At 37.0% G+C, this 24,996-nt stretch carries 26 protein-coding genes; 20 read left to right on the top strand and 6 right to left on the bottom strand.

What is annotated here, in order from left to right; all coding sequences use genetic code 11:
• Positions 1-256 precede the first annotated feature (256 nt).
• Positions 257-676 (bottom strand): hypothetical protein, encoded by a 420-nt coding sequence (locus tag HPY74_07345; protein NSW90478.1) that lies wholly within the window; start codon positions 674-676, stop codon positions 257-259.
• A gap of 561 nt (positions 677-1,237) precedes the next feature.
• Positions 1,238-1,726, bottom strand: a complete 489-nt coding sequence (locus HPY74_07350; protein NSW90479.1) for an LURP-one-related family protein — start codon at positions 1,724-1,726, stop codon at positions 1,238-1,240.
• A gap of 260 nt (positions 1,727-1,986) precedes the next feature.
• Here HPY74_07350 and HPY74_07355 point away from each other — a divergent pair, with 260 nt between their 5' ends.
• The 20 genes from HPY74_07355 (at position 1,987) to HPY74_07450 (ending at position 19,968) form a co-directional block, all read left to right on the top strand.
• On the top strand, positions 1,987-2,682 hold the full coding sequence (locus HPY74_07355) for a rhomboid family intramembrane serine protease (protein NSW90480.1): 696 nt from the start codon (positions 1,987-1,989) through the stop codon (positions 2,680-2,682).
• A 107-nt stretch (positions 2,683-2,789) separates the two neighbouring features.
• Positions 2,790-3,929 carry a hypothetical protein gene (locus HPY74_07360; GenBank protein NSW90481.1) on the top strand — a complete coding sequence of 380 codons (1,140 nt, stop codon included), beginning with the start codon at positions 2,790-2,792 and terminating at the stop codon, positions 3,927-3,929.
• A 156-nt stretch (positions 3,930-4,085) separates the two neighbouring features.
• Positions 4,086-4,475 (top strand): flagellar protein FlaG, encoded by a 390-nt coding sequence (locus HPY74_07365; protein ID NSW90482.1) that lies wholly within the window; start codon positions 4,086-4,088, stop codon positions 4,473-4,475.
• Position 4,476: 1 nt separating this feature from the next.
• Positions 4,477-6,435 (top strand): flagellar filament capping protein FliD, encoded by a 1,959-nt coding sequence (gene fliD, locus HPY74_07370; GenBank protein ID NSW90483.1) that lies wholly within the window; start codon positions 4,477-4,479, stop codon positions 6,433-6,435.
• 125 nt (positions 6,436-6,560) lie between these two features.
• Positions 6,561-6,968: a flagellar export chaperone FliS gene (gene fliS, locus HPY74_07375; protein ID NSW90484.1), complete on the top strand. Its 408-nt coding sequence runs from the start codon at positions 6,561-6,563 to the stop codon at positions 6,966-6,968.
• 15 nt (positions 6,969-6,983) lie between these two features.
• A complete protein-coding gene (locus tag HPY74_07380; GenBank protein ID NSW90485.1) occupies positions 6,984-7,463 on the top strand; it encodes a flagellar protein FlgN in 480 nt (159 codons plus the stop codon).
• A 326-nt stretch (positions 7,464-7,789) separates the two neighbouring features.
• Positions 7,790-9,475, top strand: coding sequence for a serine/threonine protein kinase (locus tag HPY74_07385; protein ID NSW90486.1), 1,686 nt, complete (start codon positions 7,790-7,792; stop codon positions 9,473-9,475).
• Positions 9,476-9,575: 100 nt separating this feature from the next.
• Complete coding sequence (locus HPY74_07390) at positions 9,576-10,868, top strand: CpaF family protein (protein ID NSW90487.1); 1,293 nt, start codon at positions 9,576-9,578, stop codon at positions 10,866-10,868.
• Positions 10,865-11,836 carry a type II secretion system F family protein gene (locus HPY74_07395; protein NSW90488.1) on the top strand — a complete coding sequence of 324 codons (972 nt, stop codon included), beginning with the start codon at positions 10,865-10,867 and terminating at the stop codon, positions 11,834-11,836. The genes HPY74_07390 and HPY74_07395 overlap by 4 nt, the downstream gene beginning before the upstream one ends.
• Before the next feature lie 108 nt (positions 11,837-11,944).
• Positions 11,945-12,850 carry a hypothetical protein gene (locus HPY74_07400; GenBank protein NSW90489.1) on the top strand — a complete coding sequence of 302 codons (906 nt, stop codon included), beginning with the start codon at positions 11,945-11,947 and terminating at the stop codon, positions 12,848-12,850.
• A 98-nt stretch (positions 12,851-12,948) separates the two neighbouring features.
• A complete protein-coding gene (locus HPY74_07405) occupies positions 12,949-13,218 on the top strand; it encodes a hypothetical protein (protein ID NSW90490.1) in 270 nt (89 codons plus the stop codon).
• Positions 13,219-13,308: 90 nt separating this feature from the next.
• Complete coding sequence (locus HPY74_07410) at positions 13,309-13,686, top strand: hypothetical protein (GenBank protein ID NSW90491.1); 378 nt, start codon at positions 13,309-13,311, stop codon at positions 13,684-13,686.
• Positions 13,687-13,773: 87 nt separating this feature from the next.
• Positions 13,774-14,265 carry a hypothetical protein gene (locus HPY74_07415; protein NSW90492.1) on the top strand — a complete coding sequence of 164 codons (492 nt, stop codon included), beginning with the start codon at positions 13,774-13,776 and terminating at the stop codon, positions 14,263-14,265.
• 51 nt (positions 14,266-14,316) lie between these two features.
• On the top strand, positions 14,317-15,039 hold the full coding sequence (locus HPY74_07420; GenBank protein ID NSW90493.1) for a flagella basal body P-ring formation protein FlgA: 723 nt from the start codon (positions 14,317-14,319) through the stop codon (positions 15,037-15,039).
• Between the two features lie 84 nt (positions 15,040-15,123).
• Positions 15,124-15,360 (top strand): hypothetical protein, encoded by a 237-nt coding sequence (locus HPY74_07425; protein NSW90494.1) that lies wholly within the window; start codon positions 15,124-15,126, stop codon positions 15,358-15,360.
• Positions 15,361-15,658: 298 nt separating this feature from the next.
• Positions 15,659-16,561 carry a helix-turn-helix domain-containing protein gene (locus tag HPY74_07430; GenBank protein NSW90495.1) on the top strand — a complete coding sequence of 301 codons (903 nt, stop codon included), beginning with the start codon at positions 15,659-15,661 and terminating at the stop codon, positions 16,559-16,561.
• Positions 16,562-16,698: 137 nt separating this feature from the next.
• Complete coding sequence (gene leuC / locus HPY74_07435; protein ID NSW90496.1) at positions 16,699-17,958, top strand: 3-isopropylmalate dehydratase large subunit; 1,260 nt, start codon at positions 16,699-16,701, stop codon at positions 17,956-17,958.
• A 24-nt stretch (positions 17,959-17,982) separates the two neighbouring features.
• Entirely contained in the window at positions 17,983-18,477 is a 495-nt protein-coding gene (leuD, locus tag HPY74_07440; GenBank protein NSW90497.1) for a 3-isopropylmalate dehydratase small subunit, read from the top strand.
• 34 nt (positions 18,478-18,511) lie between these two features.
• Positions 18,512-19,576: a 3-isopropylmalate dehydrogenase gene (locus tag HPY74_07445; GenBank protein ID NSW90498.1), complete on the top strand. Its 1,065-nt coding sequence runs from the start codon at positions 18,512-18,514 to the stop codon at positions 19,574-19,576.
• A 134-nt stretch (positions 19,577-19,710) separates the two neighbouring features.
• Positions 19,711-19,968, top strand: a complete 258-nt coding sequence (locus HPY74_07450; GenBank protein NSW90499.1) for a hypothetical protein — start codon at positions 19,711-19,713, stop codon at positions 19,966-19,968.
• Between the two features lie 69 nt (positions 19,969-20,037).
• On the opposite strand, the gene HPY74_07455 is transcribed toward HPY74_07450, so the two are convergent.
• The 4 genes from HPY74_07455 to HPY74_07470 form a co-directional block, all read right to left on the bottom strand.
• Positions 20,038-20,631: a chemotaxis protein CheB gene (locus HPY74_07455; GenBank protein ID NSW90500.1), complete on the bottom strand. Its 594-nt coding sequence runs from the start codon at positions 20,629-20,631 to the stop codon at positions 20,038-20,040.
• A gap of 262 nt (positions 20,632-20,893) precedes the next feature.
• On the bottom strand, positions 20,894-22,618 hold the full coding sequence (locus HPY74_07460; protein ID NSW90501.1) for an iron hydrogenase small subunit: 1,725 nt from the start codon (positions 22,616-22,618) through the stop codon (positions 20,894-20,896).
• Positions 22,619-22,631: 13 nt separating this feature from the next.
• Positions 22,632-23,921 (bottom strand): NADH-quinone oxidoreductase subunit NuoF, encoded by a 1,290-nt coding sequence (gene nuoF, locus HPY74_07465; GenBank protein NSW90502.1) that lies wholly within the window; start codon positions 23,919-23,921, stop codon positions 22,632-22,634.
• The gene (locus HPY74_07470; protein NSW90503.1) at positions 23,905-24,381 is read right to left on the bottom strand and encodes an NAD(P)H-dependent oxidoreductase subunit E; all 477 of its coding nucleotides are present in this window, start codon (positions 24,379-24,381) and stop codon (positions 23,905-23,907) included. Before HPY74_07470 ends, nuoF begins: the two co-directional genes overlap by 17 nt.
• Positions 24,382-24,996: the final 615 nt, after the last annotated feature.

Genomic DNA, 24,996 nt, shown 5'->3' on the forward strand with positions numbered 1-24,996 from the left:
GTATTGTTGCAAGCCATTTTAAATCCTCCGGAATCCGGGCGGTTGGGCCCATAAGCAATAGTACATGCCATATTTAAGAGTACAGCATAAATAAACATATAGGATCTCATAGGATTTCACTAAAATGCTGCTCTAAAATACGAGTAACAATATGAATAACTAAAATGGCATCATTACAAGCCAAGGGGGCCGACCCCGCCCTATGTGTTAAATAATCTATACTATGTAAAGTATTCCTCTATAATATTAAATTATATTACAAATTCATACTGTCTTGTGAAGAAGCAGCAGCTGAATTTCTTTTGAACACCAGGTATCCAATTCCCGCAAAAATTAAAGCAGGAACAAGGTAACCCACCAGGAAAAACCTGATATACTTGATAAAGTATATCAGCTGAAGCAAACTGTAAAGAAAACAGCCAACGTAAATTGTTTCCTCATGAAGATTTGCATATGCCAGGAGCAATCCCAGTAAAAACGCCCAGAAAGCCACTGAAGAAAGTAAGTTTCCAAAAAACCCCCTGTCAAGCCCAAGTCCGGGGAACAGGGCACTTAGAATCATGAAGATTACCCCTCCAAAAACCAATACTACATCAATCGGCAATAATATCCGAAAAATGGAATTACTACTAAAAAGCACCTTCAGCTCATTGCTTATGTTCTTGTATGTGCTCATATAAAACCTCTCCTTTTTAAATTTATAATATTTTATCAAGCCATCCCACTCCATAAAAATGTATGGCTGACGTTCGAATTTTTATCCGACATCAGGTTCGATCAACATTATTCTATCACAGTTTTGTACAAAATAAAACCATATTCTGTAGATATTTTTTTATGATTATTCTATGATAATTTCATATTGTAATTTTTCTGATAAAATGTAACTTATGAAGAATTTTTTAATATGACTCAAAAAGAAATAACAAAACTAAGGATTGTAAACCAGACAATCGGTAAAGTGTTCAGTGTACTTGTGACACAAGATAATGCACTTTGCCTTTCATTGTGATATTTTATCAAAAATAATTAACAAGATGACATTATCACAAAATAAACACACATGTTGTAAATAATTCGTTGAGAAATTATTAAACTTATGTTAAAATTGGAACTAGAGTAATAAATACATATGATATAATAAAATTAAATATATTATATATTATATGAAATGAAGTAATTGATAAAATAATTGGTATTTTTACTGAAGGTTAAGGAGTAAATGCTAAAGGGTATATTAAGTCTTATTATGGTTCCTGTCGTGGATTACCTGATCAATGACAATAACAAGCGAAATGATGAAGGCATAGTCTTCGCTGTCTACAATATCAACTCCATAGGTATCACCCCAGGAGAACCATCGCTTGGAGACTTGGGCTACAGGTAGACCATTCTTTAATATGGAAAATTCCATACCCCAAAAATTCCCATCAATAGTGTAATTGCCTGAGGCGCTGGAAATGTTAAACCTGGGTTTAAAAAAAGTAAACTCCTTTTTAACAGTTGCCACCGCTTGCCCTAAATGGTAGATAGTATATTCCGGCAGGAATCGGAAAAGCTTCTGCTCAATATAGAAAAGCTCATCTCCCTGCAAATTGTAAAGCCTTAATTTATCTCCAAGGGCAAATACCTTGCCTCTAACAATGAAGTGATCATTCCCGTACTCGTCTTTTATGGTAAAATTATCTCCAAAAGAGAATATTTTCTGTTTTACTACAAAGCGCATAAATGTAGCTCCTCTTCTCTATGTATATAACAGGTATTGAATGCAGCACAAACTTTCACTTCTCTAGATGCAATGTTATTTATAGTTCAAGAATAATATTATCATAAAATTGAGAAATAATACAATAGAAAAAATAATTGCAATTTTTTATAATTATATGATTTAATGTGTGATTAAATGCCGGTTTTGTGGTAAAATAATATAAGTTATTTATCATAATATAAAATATAAAGTTTACAAAGCCATAAGGAGAAAGTAGTATGTTCCCGTTAAGAGACAATATTCCAAGTTTTAAAAGACCCTTTGTAACATATACCCTAATAGTTACCAATACTATAATATACCTTTTTCAGTTTTTATTACCTTCAAGGCTTGAAGAAATGTTCGTATTCAAGTACGGTTTTGTTCCTATAGCATTTTTGAAGGCTATTGCCGAACATAGATTGACAGTTCAAGATTTTTATCCTTTCCTTACCAGCATGTTCATTCACGGCAATTGGACCCACCTTATAAGTAACATGTGGACATTATGGCTTTTTGGGGATAATATAGAAGACAGACTGGGTCATTTCAGGTTTATATTATTCTACCTGCTGTCCGGGTTTTTTGCCATGTTCTCTCATTTCATTTTTTATTCGAACTCATTTATACCGGCAATAGGTGCGTCAGGAGCTATAGCAGGGGTTATGGGAGCATATGTTATCCTTTTCCCTTATTCAAGGATAATCACTTTTATTCCCGTCCTATTCGTCCCCTTATTCGTACGGATACCTGCATTAATATATCTTGCAATATGGTTTTTAATTCAATTGTACAATGGAGCTGTAAGTTCCATCCTTGGAGGCAGAGGCAGCGGTGTTGCTTGGTGGGCACATATAGGAGGGTTTATTAGCGGGATATTGTTTCTTAAGTTGCTATATACCAGGAAGTACCGAAGGCCGGTATACTATGAATAAAGGCAAATCTCATTTAAGCCAAGGTATCAATTTAGCAATTCAGGATTGATGCTTATGTTAAATCGAATAAATTATACCAATTTATTAATATAGAAAGGGGAATAGATATGACAAGACGAGAGAGGTTAATGGCTACAATAAAGGGAGAAAAGACAGACCGCCCACCTGTGTGTTTTTATGAAATTAATGGGTTAGATCAGGACCCAGACAATAAAGATAGGTTTAACATTTATAATGACCCGTCGTGGTATCCTCTTATTAAGTTGGCAAGGGAGAAATCCGACAGAATTGTGCTTCGTGGAGTTGGTTTTAAAAGGGGATCGGAGGACCCTTTAGCCCAGCTTACGACTGTGGAGGAATTTTTTGATGAGGGTGGAAGTTTCTATAGAAGTATAAGTATAAGAGCGGGCGACCGTATCCTTACTAGGCGCACAAGGCGTGACCCGGATATAGACACTGTATGGACTTTGGAACACCCTGTGAAAGATATTGAAGATTTTAAGGCTTGGATTAATTTGCCCCAGGCTGATGAAATTGGTGAACCTGATATATCTCCTGTATTTAACGCTGACAAGGAAATAGGAGATAGCGGGATTGTTGCAATTGATCTGGCAGACCCCCTCTGTGAGGTGGCCGAGCTTTTTGATATGGGTGATTATACCGTAATGGCAATGACAGAACCTGATTTGTTTCATAAGGCTTTGGAAAAAGTTTTTGAAAACAGGCTGAAAAAAGTGGAAGCCATAGCAAAAGCATTACCGGGACGCCTGTGGAGGATTTGCGGACCTGAATATGCCTGCCCTCCATATCTACCTCCGAAGTTTTTTAAGGAATATGCGGTACGCTACGATAAGCCCATAATTGATATTATCAAAAAGTATGGTGGATTTCCCAGAATACATTGCCACGGTAAAATAAAAGAAGTACTGGATGATATAGTTTCTACAGGCTGTATAGGGCTTGACCCAATAGAACCCCCTCCCCAGGGAAATGTTTCTCTTTTGTATGTAAGGAAGAATTATGGTGATAAACTGGTACTGTTTGGTAATATTGAATTGAGTGATATTGAAACAATGGAATCCGACGAGTTTGAAAAGAAAGTTATAACTTCTCTTGAAGAAGGTACAGCAGGTGAAGGGAAGGGCTTTGTACTTATGCCGACAGCTGCTCCCATTGGGAGAAAGCTTAAGCCGTCAACTTTAAAAAACTATGAAAAGATGGTAGAGATAATAGAGCGGACTACATGACTATTTGAATGGTAAAAGCAATAATAAAGCATCCCCCCCAAAATATGTTAGTGATAAATATATTAAACCTTCTGTGAATATTTACCGATATATTTATTAAGCAAACAGATGCTGTATAAAATTTAATTCATGAGTCTGATTCACGGAGGGATCTTTATGAAAGTAAGTAGCACGGATGCTGGTATTGTAAGGACTGTAACGGCTGATGAGCTTAACAGGGCAACCACGGCTACTAGAGAGACAGAAGAGGTAAGGAAAACCGAACAGGTAAACAAAAACGCTTTACGGCTTACAGAATTTGAAAAGGGAGAACTGCCCATAAGCGACAAGATAATTATTGAAGCTATTGAACGGGCAAACAGGGCAGTTTCAATTGCCAACCGCCGATTTGAGTATTCGATCCATGAAAAGACGAAAGAAATAATGGTAAAAGTGATTGATGTTGAAACAGAAGAAGTTATCCGGGAAATACCGCCGGAAAAGATACTTGACCTGGTGGCTATGATATGGGAAATGATTGGGTTAATTGTTGACGAAAGAAGGTGAAATGATGGATGCAAGGATCAATTTGTTAACTTCAAGGTTTCGTTTAACAGGTATTGCTACAGGTCTAGACACGGATCAAATAGTAAGCGACCTTATGAGAGTTGAGAGGCTCCCTCTGGACAGGTTATACCAAAAAAGGCAGCTTGCCGAGTGGAAAAGGGATGAGTACAGGAACATTATAAACCTTTTAAGAAGTGTGAAAGATGAATATTTTAATATCCTGAAACCCGCAAATTATATGCTGTCCCAGTCAACCTATAAAAAGATGAGTGCTATCAGTACAGATGATTCGGTAGTGACAGCCACGGCTGGTGCGAATGCTGTTCCTGGAAATTATCAAGTTAAGGTAGTTCAGCTTGCAACTGCGGCAAAGGCAGAAAGCTCCGGAACTGTTACAGCACCTCTTAAAAGCAGTGAGGGTATTAGCTCAAGCCATATTGCAAGTGCCGGCGGGAAAAATATAACAGTGATACTTGATGGTGTTTCCAGAGAAATTAAAATGGGTGATTATACTGAGCAAACCACTATCCAGGAGGTGGCTGCGGATTTACAGAATAAAATTGACAGTGCATTTGGAAGCGGGAAAGTGGTTGTTAGTTGGGTTGAAGAGGCAGGTGAATTTAAACTTACCTTTGATACATCAGGAGGAGCAAGCAGGATTACCTTATCAAACGGATATTCCAATGATGGGCTTACATATTTGAATATTTCTCCGGGTTCAAGCAACAGGCTTAACACAAACTTAACTCTTGAAGCTCTTTCATCCAAGTTTGCAAATCCATTGGTTTTCGATGAAAATGGCAACCTGGTATTTTCCATTAATGACAAGGAGTTCACTTTCTCAAAAACCACTACCTTGGCAAGCATGATGAGCGCCATAAACAGTGATAAGGATGCCAATGTCACTATTATATATGACGAGGTGCCGGATAAGTTTAGGATTACTGCAAAGCAGCTTGGAGCGGGGGAGACTATAAGGATAAGCCAGACGGGAGGAAACTTTTTTGATGGTGGCTCCGGAGGCAGCGCTTCGGGAATAAGTACAGTTTTACCTATTACTGAAGCCGGCAAGGATGCTGAGGTGATAATAGATGGGCAGACTATAATAAGAAGCAGCAACACTTTTACTGTTAATGGTATCACTTATACACTGAATAAGGCAAGTGACGTGGTCCAGACTATAAAAATAAGTCTTGATGTTGATGGAGTATTCAATATCATCAAAAGCTTTGTAGACAAGTATAATGAAATGATTGACAAAATAAATGCGAAACTATCTGAAAAATATGACAGGAATTATCTTCCTTTGACGGAAGAACAAAAAGAGGCTATGAGTGAAGAAGAAATTGAAAAGTGGGAAGCAAAGGCTAAAACAGGGTTGCTCAGGAACGACAGCATCCTTGAGAGTATAGTGTTCAATATGAGAAGGGCTTTATTTGACCAAATTGAAGGAGTTGACATTAACCTTACCAATATAGGGATAACCACAGGCTCATATCAAGAAAGAGGCAAGCTTAAAATTGATGAAGCAAAGCTTAAAGATGCCATTATGAATAATCCCGATGCGGTTATGGAACTTTTCAGTAAAAAGTCCGAAGCCTATCCTTCATATAGCAGGACCATGACGGCGGAGGAAAGGTCTGTAAGGTATAACGAGTCGGGGCTTGCCCATAGACTCTTTGATATAATTGAGGACAACATTAGCACATTAAGGAATTCCAACGGCAACAAAGGTATTTTACTGGAAAAGGCAGGTATTGAAGGGGACGCTTCGGAATTTTCAAACTTGATATATAATGAAATAAAAATGTATAACTCCCAAATAGATTCATTATATGACAAACTTATAGAGAAGGAAAACCAATATTATGCGAAGTTTGCTGCAATGGAAAGTATTATAGCGCAGATGAATGCCCAGAGTAATTGGTTGGCTATGCAGTTTTCTCAGTATAACCAGTAAACCGGTAACAGAAAATTAATATAAAAAAGAAAAAGAAAACACGGATAAGAAAGTATAATATATAGAATATAGAGAATGCGCGAATTTATTTATCAACCCGTGTTTAATTTCAGGAGGAGGAAGCTATGATTTTAAATAATACATATAATAAGGCATATAACCAATATAGGGAAAATGCCATTTTTACATCAACTCCGGAAGAGCTTACATTAATGCTATATAATGGCCTCATAAAGTTTATTATGCAGGCACAAGCTGCAATTGATGAAAAGGATATTGAGAAGGCAAATAACAGTATAATAAGGGCACAGGAGATAGTGTTGGAATTCCAAGCAACCCTGGATATGAAGTATGAAGTATCTAACAACCTGATGCTTTTATACGATTATATGTATCGGCGCCTTATGGAGGCAAACATAAGAAAAGATAAGGATATTCTTGGGGAAGTACTTGGTTTTGCAAAAGAATTAAGGGACATATGGACACAGGCCATGAAAATAGCAAAGAAGCAAAGCAGGGTAAAGGAAGCTTGAGGGGGTAAAATCAATATGACTTGTGAAGAATATATAAAAGAGATGATAGAAATATTATGGAAAAAATATGCCTTGTTAAGAGATATACTTGATTTGACCAGTTCTCAAACAAATGCCATAACCAACGAAGAATTAGAGATCTTGGAAAAACTTGTACAGGAGAAACAGACCAGGATTGACTCTATTGAACCTTTAGATAAACGGTTCAGCGCCCTTTTTCTGGAATTAAAGGAAAAACTGAAAATAAAGAGCATAGAACAACTTGGTAACCGGAATCTCCATGGGGCAAGGGATTTAAAAGAAGTAACTTCAAAAGTACTTGAAATTATTGCTGAAATAGGGGTAATAGAAAAGCAAAATAATGAGATAATGTTAAAACTAATGGATAAAAGTAAAAAACAAATCAAGAATATTATACATGGGAGAAAGGCATTATCAGCCTATACATCCAGCTCTTTAAATTCCCTGTCTTATTACATCGATAAGAAAAAATAAGAGTTATATTGAAAAGAAAGAATAAAGCCAATGTCGGCTTAAGTCAATGTTTATCATTTCACATAAAAATAAATCAAATAAAAAAATAAATAAAAAATAAATAAATTATATTGACATATCTTGTTGTTTTATGTATAATTGGTAATATAATACATATATTATATAATTTATTCAAAAAGTTAAATTATAACATTATTATACATAAATGTATATTGAATATATTATGGTTATAAATAAGCTTTTTCTGCTAATTAGTGTGAAAAGAAAATTATGCATTTATAACCAGCACAACAAATTGAATTTTCAATAGAATAAGTGGTGAAATTATGGGGGATATTGATTTTGGAGTAAATGGGCTTCTTGGTGGAAGATACAGGCTTGTTAAAATTTTGGGAAAAGGTGGAATGAGCACTGTATATCTTGCTGAAAACGTTAATCTCGGGACTTTTTGGGCTGTCAAGAAGATAGAAAAAAATACTGATATAGCTAAAGGGTTGAAAGTTGAGTCGGGTATACTCAAAAAACTTAACCATCCTGCATTGCCAAGAATTATAGATATTATTGAAGACGATGAAAATATATATATTATCCAGGACTTTATCGAAGGCATTCCGCTGGATAAAGAACTGGAAAAAGTAGGTAAATTTACTGAAAAAAAGGTAATTGAATGGGCTAAACAGATTTGTGACGTCTTAATATACCTTCATTCTTTTAAACCCAATCCAATTATTTATAGGGACATGAAGCCTTCAAACATTATCCTTACTCCATGGGGGGATATAAAATTAGTAGATTTCGGTATTGCAAGGGAGTATAAAGAGGGGAGGAAAAACGATACGGTTTACATAGGTACAAGAGGTTATGCTGCTCCTGAACAGTACGGTAGCGGCCAGTCAAATGTGACCACCGATATATACAGTTTCGGGGTAACTCTTTACCATTTGCTTACAGGCAAAGGCCCCGGCCAGTTTCCCTTCGGATTGAAGCTTCCGGAGTATTATGATGGAGATATATCTCACGGTATAATGCAAATAATATGCAAGTGTACCAGGTATAACCCTGAAGAAAGGTATCAGTCGGTACATGAATTAAAAAAGGACATTGATGCAATAGAGAAAACAATAAAAACTACAGAGTACAGTATAATGGACAATAATACAGCGGGCAACCCCAGGAACTTTAAAAGGCTCATTTTAACAATATGGGATAATACTGAATTTGCTTGTGAATTAGCGTATATTACATCAAAAATGACTGAGCTGGATATATTACTCGTCGACCTGGATTTACTTTCACCGAAAGCAGATTTGTTTCTAAATATAAAAAAGTATTCTGAAAGGTTGGTAGGAGAAGGAGTATTAAATGAGTCGGGAATAAATATTGTATTAGATTCAATTGAAAAGGGTTATTTTACTCGGGAGAATCTTTTGGGGGCATGTATAAAACGCAAGGAGCTTAAAAATTTGTATATCCTTACTGGAAATTACCGGCTTGAAAATTATGAATACTATAATAATGAAAGCCTTGTCAAGTTTATAGAAAAAGCAAGCCAAATATTTGATGTTTTAATACTTGCAGTAAATAAATCAATTTACGACTCGTTTACCGTTATATCCCTTATTAAATCTGATTTAAATATAGTTCCTATCTGTGCCGATATTGATAAATTCAGGGAATTCAACAACTATATTGTATTTTTGAAAGAAAAGCAGCAAATACAGCTTGATAAAACTAAATTTGTAGCTTTCGATTATAACCCTTCATGTAATTTACAGGAAAATGCTATTGAGGAAATTACACAGCGTAACTATTTTGGCAAGATCAGATATTGCCCCAGGAGGGCGAAATACAGAAATTTAAAAATCTCTTATGCCAGAAAAATGGATAAAGGTGTGATAAATGATTATATTTCAATTCTCCAAAATTTAAGAATACTGCCTGGAAGAAATTATAGAAAAAGCTATGGCATAAATATAAGTAAAATTAATATAAGTAAAATTAAAATTTCTTAACTTAAGTTGGCAATAAAGAGATATTGAGATGGAAATAAAGGAAAAAAAGATATATTAAATAGGCAATAAACGGATGAAAGCTATTCAGGAGGGTGAGAACGTGCCTATAATAAGTACTCTTCATAAAACGTTACTGGATAGAGGAGAAAGCTTTGTGTTTGAAAAGGACAGGAGCGATATAATTACAATCATCTCCAATATCACTTTTAACATATTGAAGGATTCGCCAAAACTTGTAGCTGATGTGGCAAACGGCATAGTAGATAGGCATGTATTGGAAACGGCAATAATTAAAGACATTGATAAAAACAAATACCATTATGGTATTTTTAGGGATGGACTTATAAAGAAGGTTTTAGACTTTATGTTTGGGTATGGAGAACTTCAACAGTATATAGAAGATGAAGAAATCACCGATATAGATGGTACAAAGTACAATGAGTTTGTAATTAAAAAAAGGGGAGTACGGGAAAAGGTTCCCATAAACTTTGGAAATGAAAAAATTTTTGATACCTATTGCAAACTTATAGCCATAAGAAACGGCGGGATTCTTAATGAAAACGACAGCCACTGCAGAGTGACCGACGAAAAAAGGCGGCTTCGGATAAATGTTTCAATAAAACCAAGGAATATATCAGGGCCGGCTATAAGTATCCGCAAGCACCGCATTAAAAGTTATAATCTTGATGACCTTGTAGAGCTGGGTATGATAGACAATGAAATAAAAACACTGATTGAGAAACTCGCCTTCTCCGACGCTACGGTTGTTTTCTGCGGTAAAGGAGCAGCAGGCAAGACAACTCTTATGAGGGCTTTTGTAAACGCCCTTCCTGAAATGGAGCGTGTATTGATAGCAGAAGCTGATGCTGAAATATACCCTGATAAACCTTACTGTATAGAGCAGAGGGTAAAGAAAGAAAATGAGGGAGGAAGGCCCGTTACTTTGAGAGACCTTGTAAAAGACGGCCTTACAATGTCTCTGGACTCTTATTGCATTGGGGAAATTACAGGTGATGAAGCCTGGGAGTTTGTCAAGGCTTCTTTTACCGGCCACAGGGGGCTTGCAACAATACATTCGGAAAGCGCGGAAGATACCTTTCCAAGGCTTTTGATTTTAAGTAAAGGAGCCAATATCCAGGAAAGTGAAAAAACCATAAAAGAAATGATGGCAAAAAGCATAGATGTAATATTTTACTTAAAATCCTTTAAGGTAGTGGATATATTGGAAGTAATAAGCTATAACCATGATCGGGATGTGTTTTTGTACAACAGGCTATTTGAATACAAAATAAGTCATGAAGACTGTAATGGGAATATTGAAGGAGAATTTGTAAAGTGTTCTGATATTGGTGAAAGGATAAGCAGCATCTTTGCAAGGAGGGGATTGATTTGACGGGGGAAATACCTCTAATACTTATAGTAAACTCTTTTTTAATTATTGGATCTACCCTGTTTCTTGCTTCCCAAATTGCGCGGAATATTAGTATAAAAAGGGCGATCCAGGAAGGATTAAGCCGGTTTAATGAGAAATATATTGAAAAAAGGCTCCGGAGGGAAATAAAAAAGTATGGCAGAACTGCACCTGTTAAACTAAGTTTTACCGAAAAAATTGAACTGTACTTGATTGATAAGTCCAATATCAGACGTTATATTCCTTTTATGAATACCCATACCTTGCTTCTGGTTTGTTTTATAATTTTTATTGTAAGTTTTCAACCTTTTTTCAGGCTTCTGTTATTTGCACCCTCTGCTTTTATATTATCTACTGTTATTTCCCTTATACCAGTATTTATACTGGACCTTATAGGGAGGTATAATTCTGAAAAAGTCAGGAGAAAGCTGGCAGAATTTATTTCAGTATTAAATAGATGGTGTTCGGTAAAAGAAGATATTTTCTATGCCTTTGAGAAATCTCTGGATTCCGGTATAGGAGAACCTTTAAACACATTTATACGAGATATGGTTATCCAGGTAAACAGAGGGATAAACCCCCTGGATGCATTGGGTATATTGCAAATGAAGGTGGATAATTCTCAGTTTAAAGACTTTGTAATAAACATAAAGCAAAACATTAAACACAGGGGAAATTTGAAAAAGCTGCTGGACAACTTGGAAGACCAATTTTATAAAATTGAAGAAGAGTTCAACAGAAGAAAAATTTCAACTTATAGAGACCGTCTAACAGTATATTTTATTATGTTCTTGGTATTATTTACCGGTTATTTATTTTTAAAAGTAAACCCGGAAGTTGAAAACTTTTATCTGGGGACTATCCAGGGAAAGATGCTAATTACGGTTTTTTGCCTCCTTTATGCCCTGGGATTTTATTTGGCATTAGGTATAGGTAGGTTCAAATATTAGTATTAGCAAAAAATAGTTGAGTAAAAAATGCTTTTTATGAATAGATAGTTAAAAAGTAATGAGAACAATGAGGAATGGTATGATAAATGATGAAAGGGCGCAGAGGGAATGGAAGAAATAATGGTTTTTATAAACACCCATAGAATTTTTACTGTAGTAATGCTAATCATTAATATCATATTAAACAGCACTCTTGTAAAAAGAATTGATTTAAAAATCAATAAAAACATAAATGAGGCAAAGGGAAGGAGGCTGGTAGAGAATTCGATTTATAGAAAATGCACTTATACAGTAATAAAATATGTCAATAATTATGAAAGGAGGTGCGGTAAAACCCGAATTTACAAGTGGGCAAAAAACAGGGCAAAAAGAGGAGGTTTTGAAGGTAATCACCCTGTATCGACATACTTATTTTTACAATTAGGTTTACCCATATTGCTTTTTATTATTGCATTTATCCTTAATTTCCCTTCGTTTAAAGAACCGATAAAAGTTTCTATACTAGCATATATCACTGTTGAAATAGTGATTGCAAAAAGAAAGAAAAGGCTTGACATGAAACTGCAAAGGTACGGGTATAAAATTTATAAATACCTGCACAACCAGATTGTATCGGGAATTAAAGTTACGGATGCAATTAAAACTGTATATGAAGTTATTGAGGATAAGGATTTAAGGGATGTTTTACTCAGAATGGCTGCAAGGTATGAACTTACATTGGATATTGATGCTGCACTGGATGAATTCAAATCAGTATATGACACCCAGGAGGGAGAAAGTTTCTGTGTGGCCGTAAAACAAGGCATACTTACAGGAGATAACCAGAATTTGCTGGCAAGGCAGGAAAATATTATGTTTAAAAAATACTTCAACTATATCCAGGCCGAAACAGATGCCTGTAAAACCAGGAGTATTGCAGCCGCAATAGTTTTTACAGCAATCATAGTGACCATGATATTGGTACCTTTTTTCTTTGAAGCATCTGATGCAATTGGAAAACTTTTTTCATATTAAACGGGAATGCTAATTTTCTTTGAAACTATTAAAACTAAGGGTAATACGGCAAAAAAAACATATATGGCAAAAAAAGTAATTTTGGAGGAGGTGTTATAATGACAAAGATAAGGGCAATGTTACAGAATATAATTATCAGAAGTACCAATGTTATTAGGATTGTAAGGTGCTCTAATGCTGCCAGAAGATTTTCAGTAGATAGGAGAGGCTTTGGTATGAACGAAATATTAGGGATAGCAGCAGGATTAATAATTGCAGCGTTAATTGTTGTACCTGGATTAAAGACTTTTACCAACAATATTATGGACAAGCTCAGCCAGTGGTGGTTAAGTGTACAGAATATATTTTTCTCAACAAGCATCCAATAATACCAGGTATTTATTCAATGATATATATGCATAATACATGCATATCGTACTTAATGTAAATGCGTGCCGGCATATACTGGAGGTGTATTCATGCCGTCTAAAGCAATTGTTTTTGGAATTGCACTAGTACTCTTTATAGCTTTGTTTGTGTCTATAATAGAGTTTTTTCTTCCCCTTTCTGCCAAAAACGAGATGAATACCATTTGTAGGAAAACCCTTTTGAAAATGGAACTGGAAGGGGGAATGACAGTTGCTATGAGAGATGAACTGATATCCGCTTTATATGGAAAAGGGTTCAGGACAGTGGTAATTGAGGGTACCGAAAATGCCAAATATGGCCAGGAAATTTCTCTCTATGTAGAGGCTTATTATGTTTATAGTAGGCTTAGGGGTATACTTTCCAGGGAAGATACGGTTCAGCGGATGGTATATAATAAGACAACCATAGCAAGAAAGGTCTTGAATTGAGGAAAATGATGTGAGGGGAAGAAATTGCATTTAAAAGAGAATAAAAAAGTTTTTTTCAAGATACGCTGTATAAAAGGGAGCGGCACAATGGATGTAATGGTGATAGGGGCCATAATTGTATTTGTGCTTCTTCCCATATTTTCTTCTATAATGGAAAGATATATTCTTTTTACAAAATCACAGATTATAAAAGATGCAATGGATGTTACCAACTTGTCTGTCTACTATGCCTTAGAAACCGAAACCTTGGGAAAAGGTTACGTGGGTTTTAATGAAGATGATGTTTTGGGAATATACGTGAAGATGCTTGCAAAGAATTTACAATTGGATGCCGATCTAAATCCGACAGAGAATTCAGTTGTTGATTATAAAGTAAGGATAGAATCTGTAATAATTTATACAGAGGACTTGCCTACAACCTGTCCGGATGGAGTAAATATAACAAGGCCTGCCGTACACAGTTGTATAGTTGTACCTGTAAAACCTGTGTTTTTTAGTAACATTATAACAAGGATAACAGGAAAAGAATACATAGAATTAAAGGTGCATGTAGATTCGGATATTCCCATCAATAATTAAATTTAGTGCAGATGTTCCGTTTAACAATTAAATTTATACTTGGGGGTTTTTATGAAAAGGGTTAATATATTTATATTGACAATTGTATTAGCTTTAATTTTCCTTGTGGTTGAAATAATAATTATAAAAAGTGCATCAAAGTATGAGCCGAAAATAGATGTTGTATTTGCTGCGCGAAAAATAAAGGCAGGTGAAACTGTTACAGAGGATATACTGGAAGAAAGAAAAATAAGTGTTAGTATGGCACATAGCCAGTCGGTAAAGGATAAAAATGAAATAACGGGGAAAAAGGCAAAAGTAGATATAGAAAAAGATGAGATCATACTTGCAAGCAGAATAACGGATTCTGAAGATATTGGTGAAATAAAAGTAAAAGACAAAAACAACAGGTTGTTTACTGTTGAATTTAAAAGTGACCAGGCAAACGGCTGGCAGTTGAAAGAAGACCAATATGTTGATATTATATTTATACCGAATGAAAAAAATATTATGCCGGCAATGAAACAGGAAATATCCGGAAAGGAAAACAACAAGGGGGTTGATGCACAAGATATGAACCTTGTCCCAAGCATTACAGGGGATAGGATTCAAAGGATAAGAAATATCAGGGTAGCAGCATTGATAGATGAAAAAGGCAGATTAGTAAAAAATCCGGAAAATGCAACTATCCCAAGATACATATCTTTTGAAGTTGACGACAAGCTAGACGAATTCCTGGCCTATGCGAAGGGCAACGGAAGGCTTGAGATTTCAGTAATACCGGCAGGTGAATGATTTGCAGTATGAGGCAGGCATTGGTAAAACTTGTGTATCAACAGGCTTCATTGCGAAAGCTTTAAGGAAAAAGGAGGTGAAAGTGTGGCTGAAATTAAATATGAAATAATTAGAGAATTGGGTATTATCAGCTATGGCTCTAAAGGTTGGGCAAAAGAAGTGAATATTGTAAGTTGGAACGATAGAAAACCAAAACTCGATATAAGGGATTGGGACGAAACCCATGAAAAAATGGGGAAAGGTATAACATTGAACAAGGAGGAAGCAATTGAACTGAAAAATATATTAAACAAGATTAATTGGGATGAGTTGGAAATATAGGTTATAGGTGGAATAGGTTCATACACAATAGTATAGACAATAGTAATCATAAACAATTCTGTAAACAATAGCATATCCGGGGAATGTGGAAAAGATTGGGATGCCATAGGTAATATGAGCATCCTGTTTTATTCCATTGTGCTCAAATAATTCCTTTATCTTATAAAATATGATATAATACTATACAATGAGAGAATGACATAGCAGTTATTAGGTGCCTATTCCTGGTATAATATACCGAGTATTATAGTTAAAGTTAATAAGATGGTAAGCCAACGGGTTTTAAAGGGGTTTTGATATGGAGGAAAAAATACTGCCCAAAGCCTGGGAGAGTTTGTTGAATTCTTCAAGTCTTATTCCGGTAATAGTAAGGTCGGTAGAAAGATTCCATGACACAAGCTGGACAATGGAACCTAACAGGCATGAGTTTTTTGAGATGGTGTATATTAAAAAAGGCAATGCTGTATTTGAAATTTCCGGAAAGGTGGCTGACATAGGCCCAAATAGCATTATAATAATCAAGCCCAGGCAACCTCACAAGTTTATTGTAAAATCTAAAGGAGGCTGTGAATTTATTGTATTTAACTTTAAGTTTGAAAACAGGGTAAATAATGAAGTAGCCGAAATATCTCTTGAGGATTTTCTGAACTTCTTAAGGGGAAAGGAAACAGGGCCTTTTATAACACTAAAGGTAAATGCAAAAAATGATATTATTATACTTTTAGACAGAATACTCACGGAAAAAAAGAATAATGACATAGGCAGTGAGTTTTTAAACTACCTTCTTATGCTTGAACTTTTTGTTTTAATTTCCAGGGCTTTGAAGATGGAATGGGAAAACAGTATTAAGGGAAAAAGCAATAAACTAAATGAAGTAATACAAGCAGCTGTTAACTTTATCAACAACAATTATGAGCGGGACATATCTTTAAAAGACATTTCTAAATATGTTTTTCTTAGCCAGAGCTATTTTGCTAGGGCTTTTAAAGAAATAAAAGGAGTAAGCCCTATAAATTATCTCATAAAAGTAAGGGTTGAAAGAGCTAAAGAATTGTTAGCCGGGACAAGCCGGAAGGTTGGAGATATAGCTATTAGTGTGGGCTTTTCAAACCAGCAACGTTTCAATGAAATCTTTAAAAAGTATACGGGCATGACGCCCCTTCAATATCGGAAATCGCAACAGGAACCCCAACAGCAGTAAATTAAATTACAATAAAAAATTTCAATAATGAGAAAAAACATTAATAATTTTAAAGTATAAAGAATAAATAACGGAAGGAAGGGAATAAAAACACCGTTATAATAAATTAACATGTTGAGATAAGGGGGTATTTAATTATGGGGATGACCATGACTCAAAAAATATTGGCTGAGCATGCAGGCCTTGACAGGGTTGTGCCCGGACAACTAATAAAAGCGAAACTTGATATGGTGCTGGGAAATGATATAACTACACCTGTTGCAGTCAATGAATTCCGGAAAATAGGTATAGATAGGGTGTTTGATATAAATAAAATTGCTATAGTGCCTGATCATTTTACACCTAATAAGGATATTAAATCCGCACAGCAAGTAAAATTTATCAGGGAATTTGCAAGGGAAATGGGAATTGTAAACTTCTTTGAGGTAGGACAAATGGGTGTGGAGCATGCCCTACTCCCCGAAAAAGGGCTGGTAGTACCAGGAGACGTTGTTATAGGGGCCGATTCTCATACATGTACCTATGGGGCCCTGGGGGCATTTTCTACAGGAGTAGGCAGTACTGATATGGCTGCCGGTATGGCCACAGGAGAAGCCTGGTTTAAAGTTCCGGAGGCAATTAAGTTTATATTAAAGGGAAAACCGGGGAAATGGGTAAGTGGAAAGGATATTATTCTCCATATAATCGGGATGATAGGAGTGGATGGTGCCCTGTACAAGTCAATGGAATTTACGGGGAACGGTGTGCAGTGCCTGTCTATGGACGATCGTTTTACAATTGCCAATATGGCTATTGAAGCCGGTGCAAAGAACGGTATATTTGATGTAGATGAAAAAACGTTGGAATATGTAAAAGAACATTCATCCAAGCCTTATAAGGTTTATTCTGCTGATGGAGATGCAGAATACAAAGAGGTATATGAAATTGACCTTTCTACACTAAAACCCACAGTTGCATTTCCACATCTGCCTGAAAATACTAGGACTATAGATATGGTTGGAAATGTAAAAATCCACCAGGTGGTTATTGGTTCATGTACCAACGGCAGATTGGAAGATTTAAGGGTGGCTGCTAAAGTTATGGAGGGTAAGAAAGTGCACCCTGATGTGAGGTGCATAATAATTCCAGCTACTCAAAAGATATGGAAAGAGGCTATGAATGAAGGACTGTTCGATATATTCATAGACGCAGGGGCAGCAGTAAGCACACCTACATGCGGACCGTGCCTTGGAGGACATATGGGAATACTCGCCGAGGGTGAACGTGCAGTAGCTACAACAAACAGGAACTTTGTAGGAAGAATGGGCCATCCCGCAAGTGAGGTATACCTTGCAAGCCCTGCTGTGGCTGCAGCATCAGCAATTGCAGGAAGGATAGCTTTACCGGAGGAAGTATAGGTTATTATAAAGGAGGTAAAGGGATTGGAAATCAGGGGCAAGGTTATAAAATATGGTGACAATATTGATACTGATGTAATAATACCGGCAAGGTATTTAAACACTTCGGATCCGGATGAACTTGCAAAACATTGTATGGAAGATCTGGATAAAACTTTTACGGCAAGGGTTCAAAAGGGTGATATTATGGTTGGCGGCAAAAATTTTGGATGCGGGTCATCCAGAGAACATGCCCCTATAGCAATAAAAGCTTCGGGTATTTCTTGCATAATAGCAGAGACCTTTGCAAGGATTTTTTACAGAAATGCAATAAATATCGGCCTACCTATCCTGGAATGCCCTGAGGCGGCAAAGGATATAGATGAAGGGGATGAGTTATCTGTTGATCTTTCTAAGGGTAAAATAACCAATATTAGCACAGGTAAAGAATATACAGCAGTTCCCTTCCCGGAGTTTATGCAGGAAATTATGGAAGCGGATGGACTTATAGGGTATATAAAAAAACAGGTACAGCCATAAGGAAGAATAAAAAGGAGATAAAGGAGATAGGGTTATGAAAAAATACAATATTGGAGTTATACCTGGTGATGGTACAGGACCGGAAGTTGTCGCGGAAAGTGTAAAGGTTTTAAAAGCCGCAGCGAAAAAGCATGGGTTTGATTTTGATTTTGAGTATTTCGATTTTGGGGGAGAAAGGTATTTAAAGACAGGAGAAATACTGTCGGATAGTGATATTGAAAAGGTAAAAACAAAAGATGCAATTCTTCTTGGGGCAATAGGGCATCCTGATGTAAAGCCCGGCATACTTGAGAAGGGGATTTTGCTTAAACTTCGCTTCACTCTTGACCAGTATATTAACTTGAGGCCCGTTGTACTCTACGAAGGTGTTGATACCCCTTTAAAAAACAAAGGCCCTGAAGATATCGATTTTGTTGTTGTAAGAGAAAACACGGAAGGTTTATATTGCGGGGCAGGGGGATTCTTGAAAAAGGGAACTCCCGATGAAGTTGCCATACAAGAATCGGTTAATACCCGTAAAGGTGTTGAAAGGTGTGTAAGGTTTGCCTTTGAATATGCAAGAAAACGTAATAAAGAAAAGAAGGTTACATTATGCGGAAAGACCAATGTTTTAACCTATGCTTTCGATTTGTGGGAAAGGACATTTTATGAGGTGGCTAAAGAGTACCCCGATATTCAAACTGATTATGCCCATGTAGATGCCATATGCATGTGGATGGTTAAAAATCCTGAATATTTTGATGTAATTGTAACAGACAACATGTTCGGTGATATAATCACCGACCTGGGAGCTGTAATTCAAGGCGGAATGGGTATAGCGGCCGGCGGAAATATAAATCCCGCAGGAGTTTCCATGTATGAGCCCATTGGAGGTTCTGCTCCCAAATATACAGGGAAAAATATGATAAATCCCCTTGCTGCAATTGCTGCAGGCCAGATGATGCTGGAACAGCTTGGAGAAGATAGTGCTGCTCATACCATAGAAAGAGCAATAAAGAAGGCGGTAAAGGAAAACATAAAGAATCTTTCTGCCGGCAAAATGGGTTACGGAACAAAGGAAGTGGGAGACCTTATTGCAGGCTATGTAGAGTCTTTATAGAAAAAGAAAAGTAAGTTTAAAGTAAGTTTAATTTTAAATTTATATTAACGGCATGAATATCAAACACCCAACAAGGCATAATAACAATGGGTGATATTATGGAAGAAATGAATAATAATGATAATAATGAAAACATGGGAAACAGCGAAGTGGCTGTTCAGGCCGGAACCAATACAATATTTATAGTTATTGGGTGGATTTCGGCTATTCTTGCCCTTTTTGCCTACCCCTTTATTTTCGGGGTGGTAGGAGTAATAATGGGAATTCTTGCTGTAAAAAACGGCAGCAGAGCAGGACTCCCGTTAATAGTGGCCAGCATAATTCTAATGGGTATCGGATTAATATACAGCGGCGTAATAATGAATTATGTCAGGCACTATCTGGGATTATAATTAAAATAAAAACTAAAGATTAAGCAGAGTAATATTAAAAACATTAAAACTGTATTATTTATTATTGTATTATTTTATGTCTTGCAGTAAAGTAAGTATAAGCCCCGGAATTTTTACAAGAGGGGCTTGTTTTTCTATTGCTCCGATATTATAAGCAACTTTCGGCATACCATATACAACGGAGGAATTTTCATCCTGCCCTATGGTTCTGGCTCCGCTATTTTTCATTGCAAGAAGCCCTTTAGCTCCATCACTTCCCATACCGGTTAAAATTATTCCTATTGCATTTTTACCTGCTTCAGCTGCAACAGACTTAAATAGAACATCAACTGAAGGACAATGCCCGTTTACTTTTTCGCCTTTAAAACATCTGATATAATAACTACTGCCCGATTTATAAACCTTCATGTGGTAATCTCCAGGTGCTACCAAAACATGGCCCGGTAATACTTGATCTCCTGTTTGGGCTTCTTTTACATTTAAAGAAGTAATACTGTTTAATCTTTCAGCAAACATCCTTGTGAAGTTGGGAGGCATATGTTGAACAATAACAATTCCCGGGATAGTATTAGGAAGCTCTTTAAGTATACTTACTATAGCTTCGGTACCTCCTGTTGATGCTCCTATTGCAATAATCTGGCTTGTCGAAATATCCACTGTAATCCTCCTGGGTCAAAATAATTATATTTTTAATATTGTATTCCTATAAGTTCTTACAGATTATTATACAATAATAGCAGATAACTTGTCTAATACACCCCAAACATCACAGTGCTGACGCATTATTTAAATGCTGTTTCAAAGCTGCATTTCCGGTTTAATATATTCCTTATTTTAATACATTTTTATGTATTTTTTCTGTACATAAAAAGAAAAGAACAGGCATACCACCTGTTCTTCCATCTGAGCATGCCTTATTTCTCATTTATTTCTTTCTGTTCCGGTAATGTGTATGCAGAAGATGATGTGATTTTTCTCCCAGCGGTTCATGGAGATATTCGGCATATAGTGATTTTACCGCAGGATTCTCATGGGATTTTCTGATGGGCAGATTTTTGTCCGCCTGATAAATGGCTGCTATTCTTTTCATCCTGACCTCATCATTTGTATGATATGGCTGGCCTCCCCCACCTATACATCCTCCGGGACAGCACATGACCTCAATGAATTGGTAGGCTGCTTTGCCTGCCTTAATCATTTCCATCATTTTTGAAGCATTTGAGAGCGAATGAACTACTGCGACCTTTACTATGATTCCATTTAGGTCCACTTCCGCTTCCTTTATGCCTCCCAGTCCCCTTATCGTATGAAAATCTATTCTGTCAAGTGTTTTTTCCGTAACTACTTCGTATACCGTCCTGAGAGCAGCTTCTGCAACACCCCCGCTTGCTCCGAAGATAACTGCAGCACCAGTGGTTATTCCGAAAGGATTGTCATATTCCTCCTCGGGCAATCTGTCAAAGTCTATACCCGCCTGTTTCAACATCCTGCCAAGTTCCCTAGTGGTGAGTACCGCATCAACATCGGGATGTATCCCATCCACACTCATTTCCGGTCTTTTTGCCTCATATTTCTTTGCGGTACAGGGCATTACCGAAACCACAAATATATCTGCAGGATTTATTCCCGTCTTTTCAGCATAATAACTTTTTGCCAGAGCCCCAAACATTTGCTGGGGAGATTTGCACGTGGAAACATGCGGGAGCAGTTCGGGATAATATTGTTCGATGAAGTTGATCCATCCCGGGCTGCAGGAGGTAAGCATAGGCAGAACCCCATTATTTTTCATCCGGTGCAGTAATTCATTTCCTTCTTCAACAATTGTTAAATCAGCTGTAAAATCGGTATCAAAGACCCTGTCAAATCCAAGTCTCCTCAATGCTGCCACAAGTTTGCCCGTTACTATGCTTCCCGGTTCCAACCCAAATTCTTCCCCTATCGAAACTCTTACAGCAGGGGCTGTCTGGACAATTACATGCTTTTGTGGATTGTTAAGGGCTTCCCATACTTTCTCGATTTCTTCTTTTTCATAAATGGCGGCAACAGGACAAACAGTAGAACATTGACCACAGGCGGTACATGCCACATCAAAAAGATATTTTCCATATGTGGGAAGCACCTCAATTTCGGTACCCCTACCAATTTTTTCAATTATGTTAACCCCCTGTACATCCCTGCAGATTTCCACACAGCGTCCACACCTTACACATTTATTGGGATTCCTCACAATAGACGGACTGCTGGTATCTAAAGGCTTGATTTCCAAAACATTTTCAAACCTGTTGACCCTTACTCCTGCCTGATTTGCAATCTTCTGAAGCTCACAGTTTAAATTTCTGTGGCAAATAAGGCAGTTCGCGTCATGATTGGCAAGAAGCAGCTCAAGTATAACTTTTCTTGCCTCTAAAACCCTTGCTGAATTGGTGTGGATGACCATCCCGTCTGTAACAGCCGTTGAACAGGCACTGGGCAGCGTTTTCATGCCTTCCACTTCAACTATGCAAACCCTGCAATTTGCCTTGACAAACTGGTCGGGATGATAGCAAAGGGTCGGTATTTCAATGCCGACCGATTTTGCCGCATTTAGAATCGTTATACCCTCAGGAACTGATATTTTCGTATTGTTTACAGTTATTTTTACCATATTCATAATCACGGCCCCCTTATACAATATTGGAATTCGTTGAAAGATTGCGCATACCTGACAAGTAATCATCCCTGAAATACTTCATTGTGGTCAGAACAGCCGTGGGTGCAGTCTGACCGAGACCACAGAATGAAGTCTGGCACATGACATTGCATATGGATTCCAGGAGTGCTAGGTCATTGTTCGAAGCATTACCTGAAACAAACCTGTAGAGTATCCTGAGTATCTGCCTGTTACCCTCCCTGCAGGGTGTACATTTACCACACGATTCATGCCTGAAGAATCTCATAATCAGCCTTACTATTTCAAGTACATTATATCTTTCATCGATTACAATAACCGCTCCGGCACCCATGGTAAGACCCTTGTTTTCCATCTCCTTGTAATCAAGCTTTATATCAAGCATTTCCTCGGGAATACAGGGCCCTGACGCTCCTCCAAGTTGTACCATCCTTATTTTCCTGTTTTCCGGAATCCCTCCTCCCAGTTTGTAAATAATATCGCGTATCGTGACACCGAAAGGAATCTCGTATACACCTCGGTTGTTAACATTTCCCGAAAGACTGACCAGTTTTGTTCCGCTCGAAGATGGAGTGCCTATGGAAATGAACTTTTCGGCACCTTCCTGTATAATAAAAGGCAGGTTTGAAAACGTCTCCACATTATTTATAAGGGTTGGCTTGTTATATATTCCGGAAACTGTAGGATAAGGCGGCTTACTTCTTGGTCTGCCCGCTTTTCCCTCTATGGATTCGATAAGCGCAAATTCCTCACCGCATATGTATGCACCTGCACCTGAACGGATTTCAATATCAAAACTGAAATCCGACCCCAGAATCCTTTTGCCCAGAAACCCTTTTTCTCTTGCCGCTTCAATGGCTCTGCTCATTATTATAATAGGTTTGTTATATTCTCCCCTTATGTAGATATAGCCTTTTTCTATCCCCATGGAATATGCGGTAATAATCATTCCTTCTATCAACTGGTGCGGGTCATTCTCCATGAGATACTTGTCTTTAAAGTTGCCGGGCTCTCCTTCGTCAGCATTACAAACCAGGTACTTGGGAAACACATCCGTTTTAAGGATAGTCTCCATCTTTACTCCTGTTGGAAAACCTGCTCCACCGCGTCCCCTCAAATTTGATGCTTTTACTTCGTCCACAACCTCCTGGGATGTCATATTCAAAGCCTTTTCCAGGGCTTTGTACCCTCCTGCTGCAATATAATCCTCAATGGAATCAGGGTCAATTTTCCCACACCTGGCAGTTATAACAGGGTAACCACAAATCTCATTCCTTGTTTTCATTGTACTTCCTCCTATACGATGAAATAATACCGGCTATTTTTCCGGGTGTCAGATTTCCGTACAGTTCTTCGCCTATCCTGATAGCCGGAGAAATATCACAGCATCCCAAGCAGCTGGTATGCTCCAGAGTAAATACACCATCCGGTGTAGTCTCCCCCATTTTGATCCTGAGGATATTTTCCAGTTCTTTTACAACATTTAAAGAACCATTTACATAACACGGCACATCTCCGCAAACCTGGATTATGAACTTCCCCCTGGGTTTGGTGGAAAACAGGGAATAAAAAGTAATAATGCTGTAAACTCGACTTTCCTTAATATTGAGTTCATTTGCAACAAACTTCACCTCATCCTCCGAAATGTAATTTGTATCCTTGCTTTTCTGATAATCAAGCAGGATATGGATGAGGTTTTCAGACGCTCTCCCGCGCCTTTCAATGATTTCCTTGAGTTTTACCATAAACTAGCCCCCTTTTTAATGATTGAGATACTTCTCAGCTCCTCATTGTCAACATCATTTCAACACATGACACCGGAGCCGGTTTAAGAACAGTCTCCGGGCTACTTCTGAACTGTTTTGAGCCCATATGTACTTATTACAGTACACACAATAAAACATGTGTTTTATTCAGTTTGTAGTTTTTTACAAATTGAGCTAAAAGTATACTTAAGCGGTTAAAAAAGCGGACTTAAATGCGGGCATAAGTAAATTGCTTGAACTAAACCCATGAAGGGTATTTTTTTGTCAGTTGAACAGCATTGCATTTTTATACGTGCATTATAACATATTATATACTTACATATCAATAATAAATTGTTATTGACAAACATACGGGTGCATTTAATTTAAGTGAAGAAAATACATACGGGCGCATTTTCAAATTTTGAAGAAAATGCTGAAAGTAACATTGCGGAAAGTCTTATAGAGCCTGTTAATCCGACGAGGGATAAGCAAATCAACTGTATGAGCAAAATAATTACATTGAAATATTATTAAATTCCATTCAAATTATTTTGCGAGTTTGATTTGCCCCGAAGTGAATTTACAGGCTCTTAAGACTTGGAGCATTTAGTT

This window comes from Bacillota bacterium (assembly GCA_013314855.1).
Lineage (GTDB): Bacteria > Bacillota > Clostridia > Acetivibrionales > DUMC01 > Ch48.

Coding starts and splice junctions, on each gene's coding strand:
- HPY74_07345 (NSW90478.1), bottom strand. CDS start 676: ATGAGCACATACAAGAACATAAGCAATGAGCTGAAGGTGCTTTTTAGT.
- HPY74_07350 (NSW90479.1), bottom strand. CDS start 1,726: ATGCGCTTTGTAGTAAAACAGAAAATATTCTCTTTTGGAGATAATTTT.
- HPY74_07355 (NSW90480.1), top strand. CDS start 1,987: ATGTTCCCGTTAAGAGACAATATTCCAAGTTTTAAAAGACCCTTTGTA.
- HPY74_07360 (NSW90481.1), top strand. CDS start 2,790: ATGACAAGACGAGAGAGGTTAATGGCTACAATAAAGGGAGAAAAGACA.
- HPY74_07365 (NSW90482.1), top strand. CDS start 4,086: ATGAAAGTAAGTAGCACGGATGCTGGTATTGTAAGGACTGTAACGGCT.
- fliD (NSW90483.1), top strand. CDS start 4,477: ATGATGGATGCAAGGATCAATTTGTTAACTTCAAGGTTTCGTTTAACA.
- fliS (NSW90484.1), top strand. CDS start 6,561: ATGATTTTAAATAATACATATAATAAGGCATATAACCAATATAGGGAA.
- HPY74_07380 (NSW90485.1), top strand. CDS start 6,984: ATGACTTGTGAAGAATATATAAAAGAGATGATAGAAATATTATGGAAA.
- HPY74_07385 (NSW90486.1), top strand. CDS start 7,790: ATGGGGGATATTGATTTTGGAGTAAATGGGCTTCTTGGTGGAAGATAC.
- HPY74_07400 (NSW90489.1), top strand. CDS start 11,945: ATGGAAGAAATAATGGTTTTTATAAACACCCATAGAATTTTTACTGTA.
- HPY74_07405 (NSW90490.1), top strand. CDS start 12,949: ATGACAAAGATAAGGGCAATGTTACAGAATATAATTATCAGAAGTACC.
- HPY74_07410 (NSW90491.1), top strand. CDS start 13,309: ATGCCGTCTAAAGCAATTGTTTTTGGAATTGCACTAGTACTCTTTATA.
- HPY74_07415 (NSW90492.1), top strand. CDS start 13,774: ATGGATGTAATGGTGATAGGGGCCATAATTGTATTTGTGCTTCTTCCC.
- HPY74_07420 (NSW90493.1), top strand. CDS start 14,317: ATGAAAAGGGTTAATATATTTATATTGACAATTGTATTAGCTTTAATT.
- HPY74_07430 (NSW90495.1), top strand. CDS start 15,659: ATGGAGGAAAAAATACTGCCCAAAGCCTGGGAGAGTTTGTTGAATTCT.
- leuC (NSW90496.1), top strand. CDS start 16,699: ATGGGGATGACCATGACTCAAAAAATATTGGCTGAGCATGCAGGCCTT.
- HPY74_07445 (NSW90498.1), top strand. CDS start 18,512: ATGAAAAAATACAATATTGGAGTTATACCTGGTGATGGTACAGGACCG.
- HPY74_07450 (NSW90499.1), top strand. CDS start 19,711: ATGGGAAACAGCGAAGTGGCTGTTCAGGCCGGAACCAATACAATATTT.
- HPY74_07460 (NSW90501.1), bottom strand. CDS start 22,618: ATGAATATGGTAAAAATAACTGTAAACAATACGAAAATATCAGTTCCT.
- nuoF (NSW90502.1), bottom strand. CDS start 23,921: ATGAAAACAAGGAATGAGATTTGTGGTTACCCTGTTATAACTGCCAGG.
- HPY74_07470 (NSW90503.1), bottom strand. CDS start 24,381: ATGGTAAAACTCAAGGAAATCATTGAAAGGCGCGGGAGAGCGTCTGAA.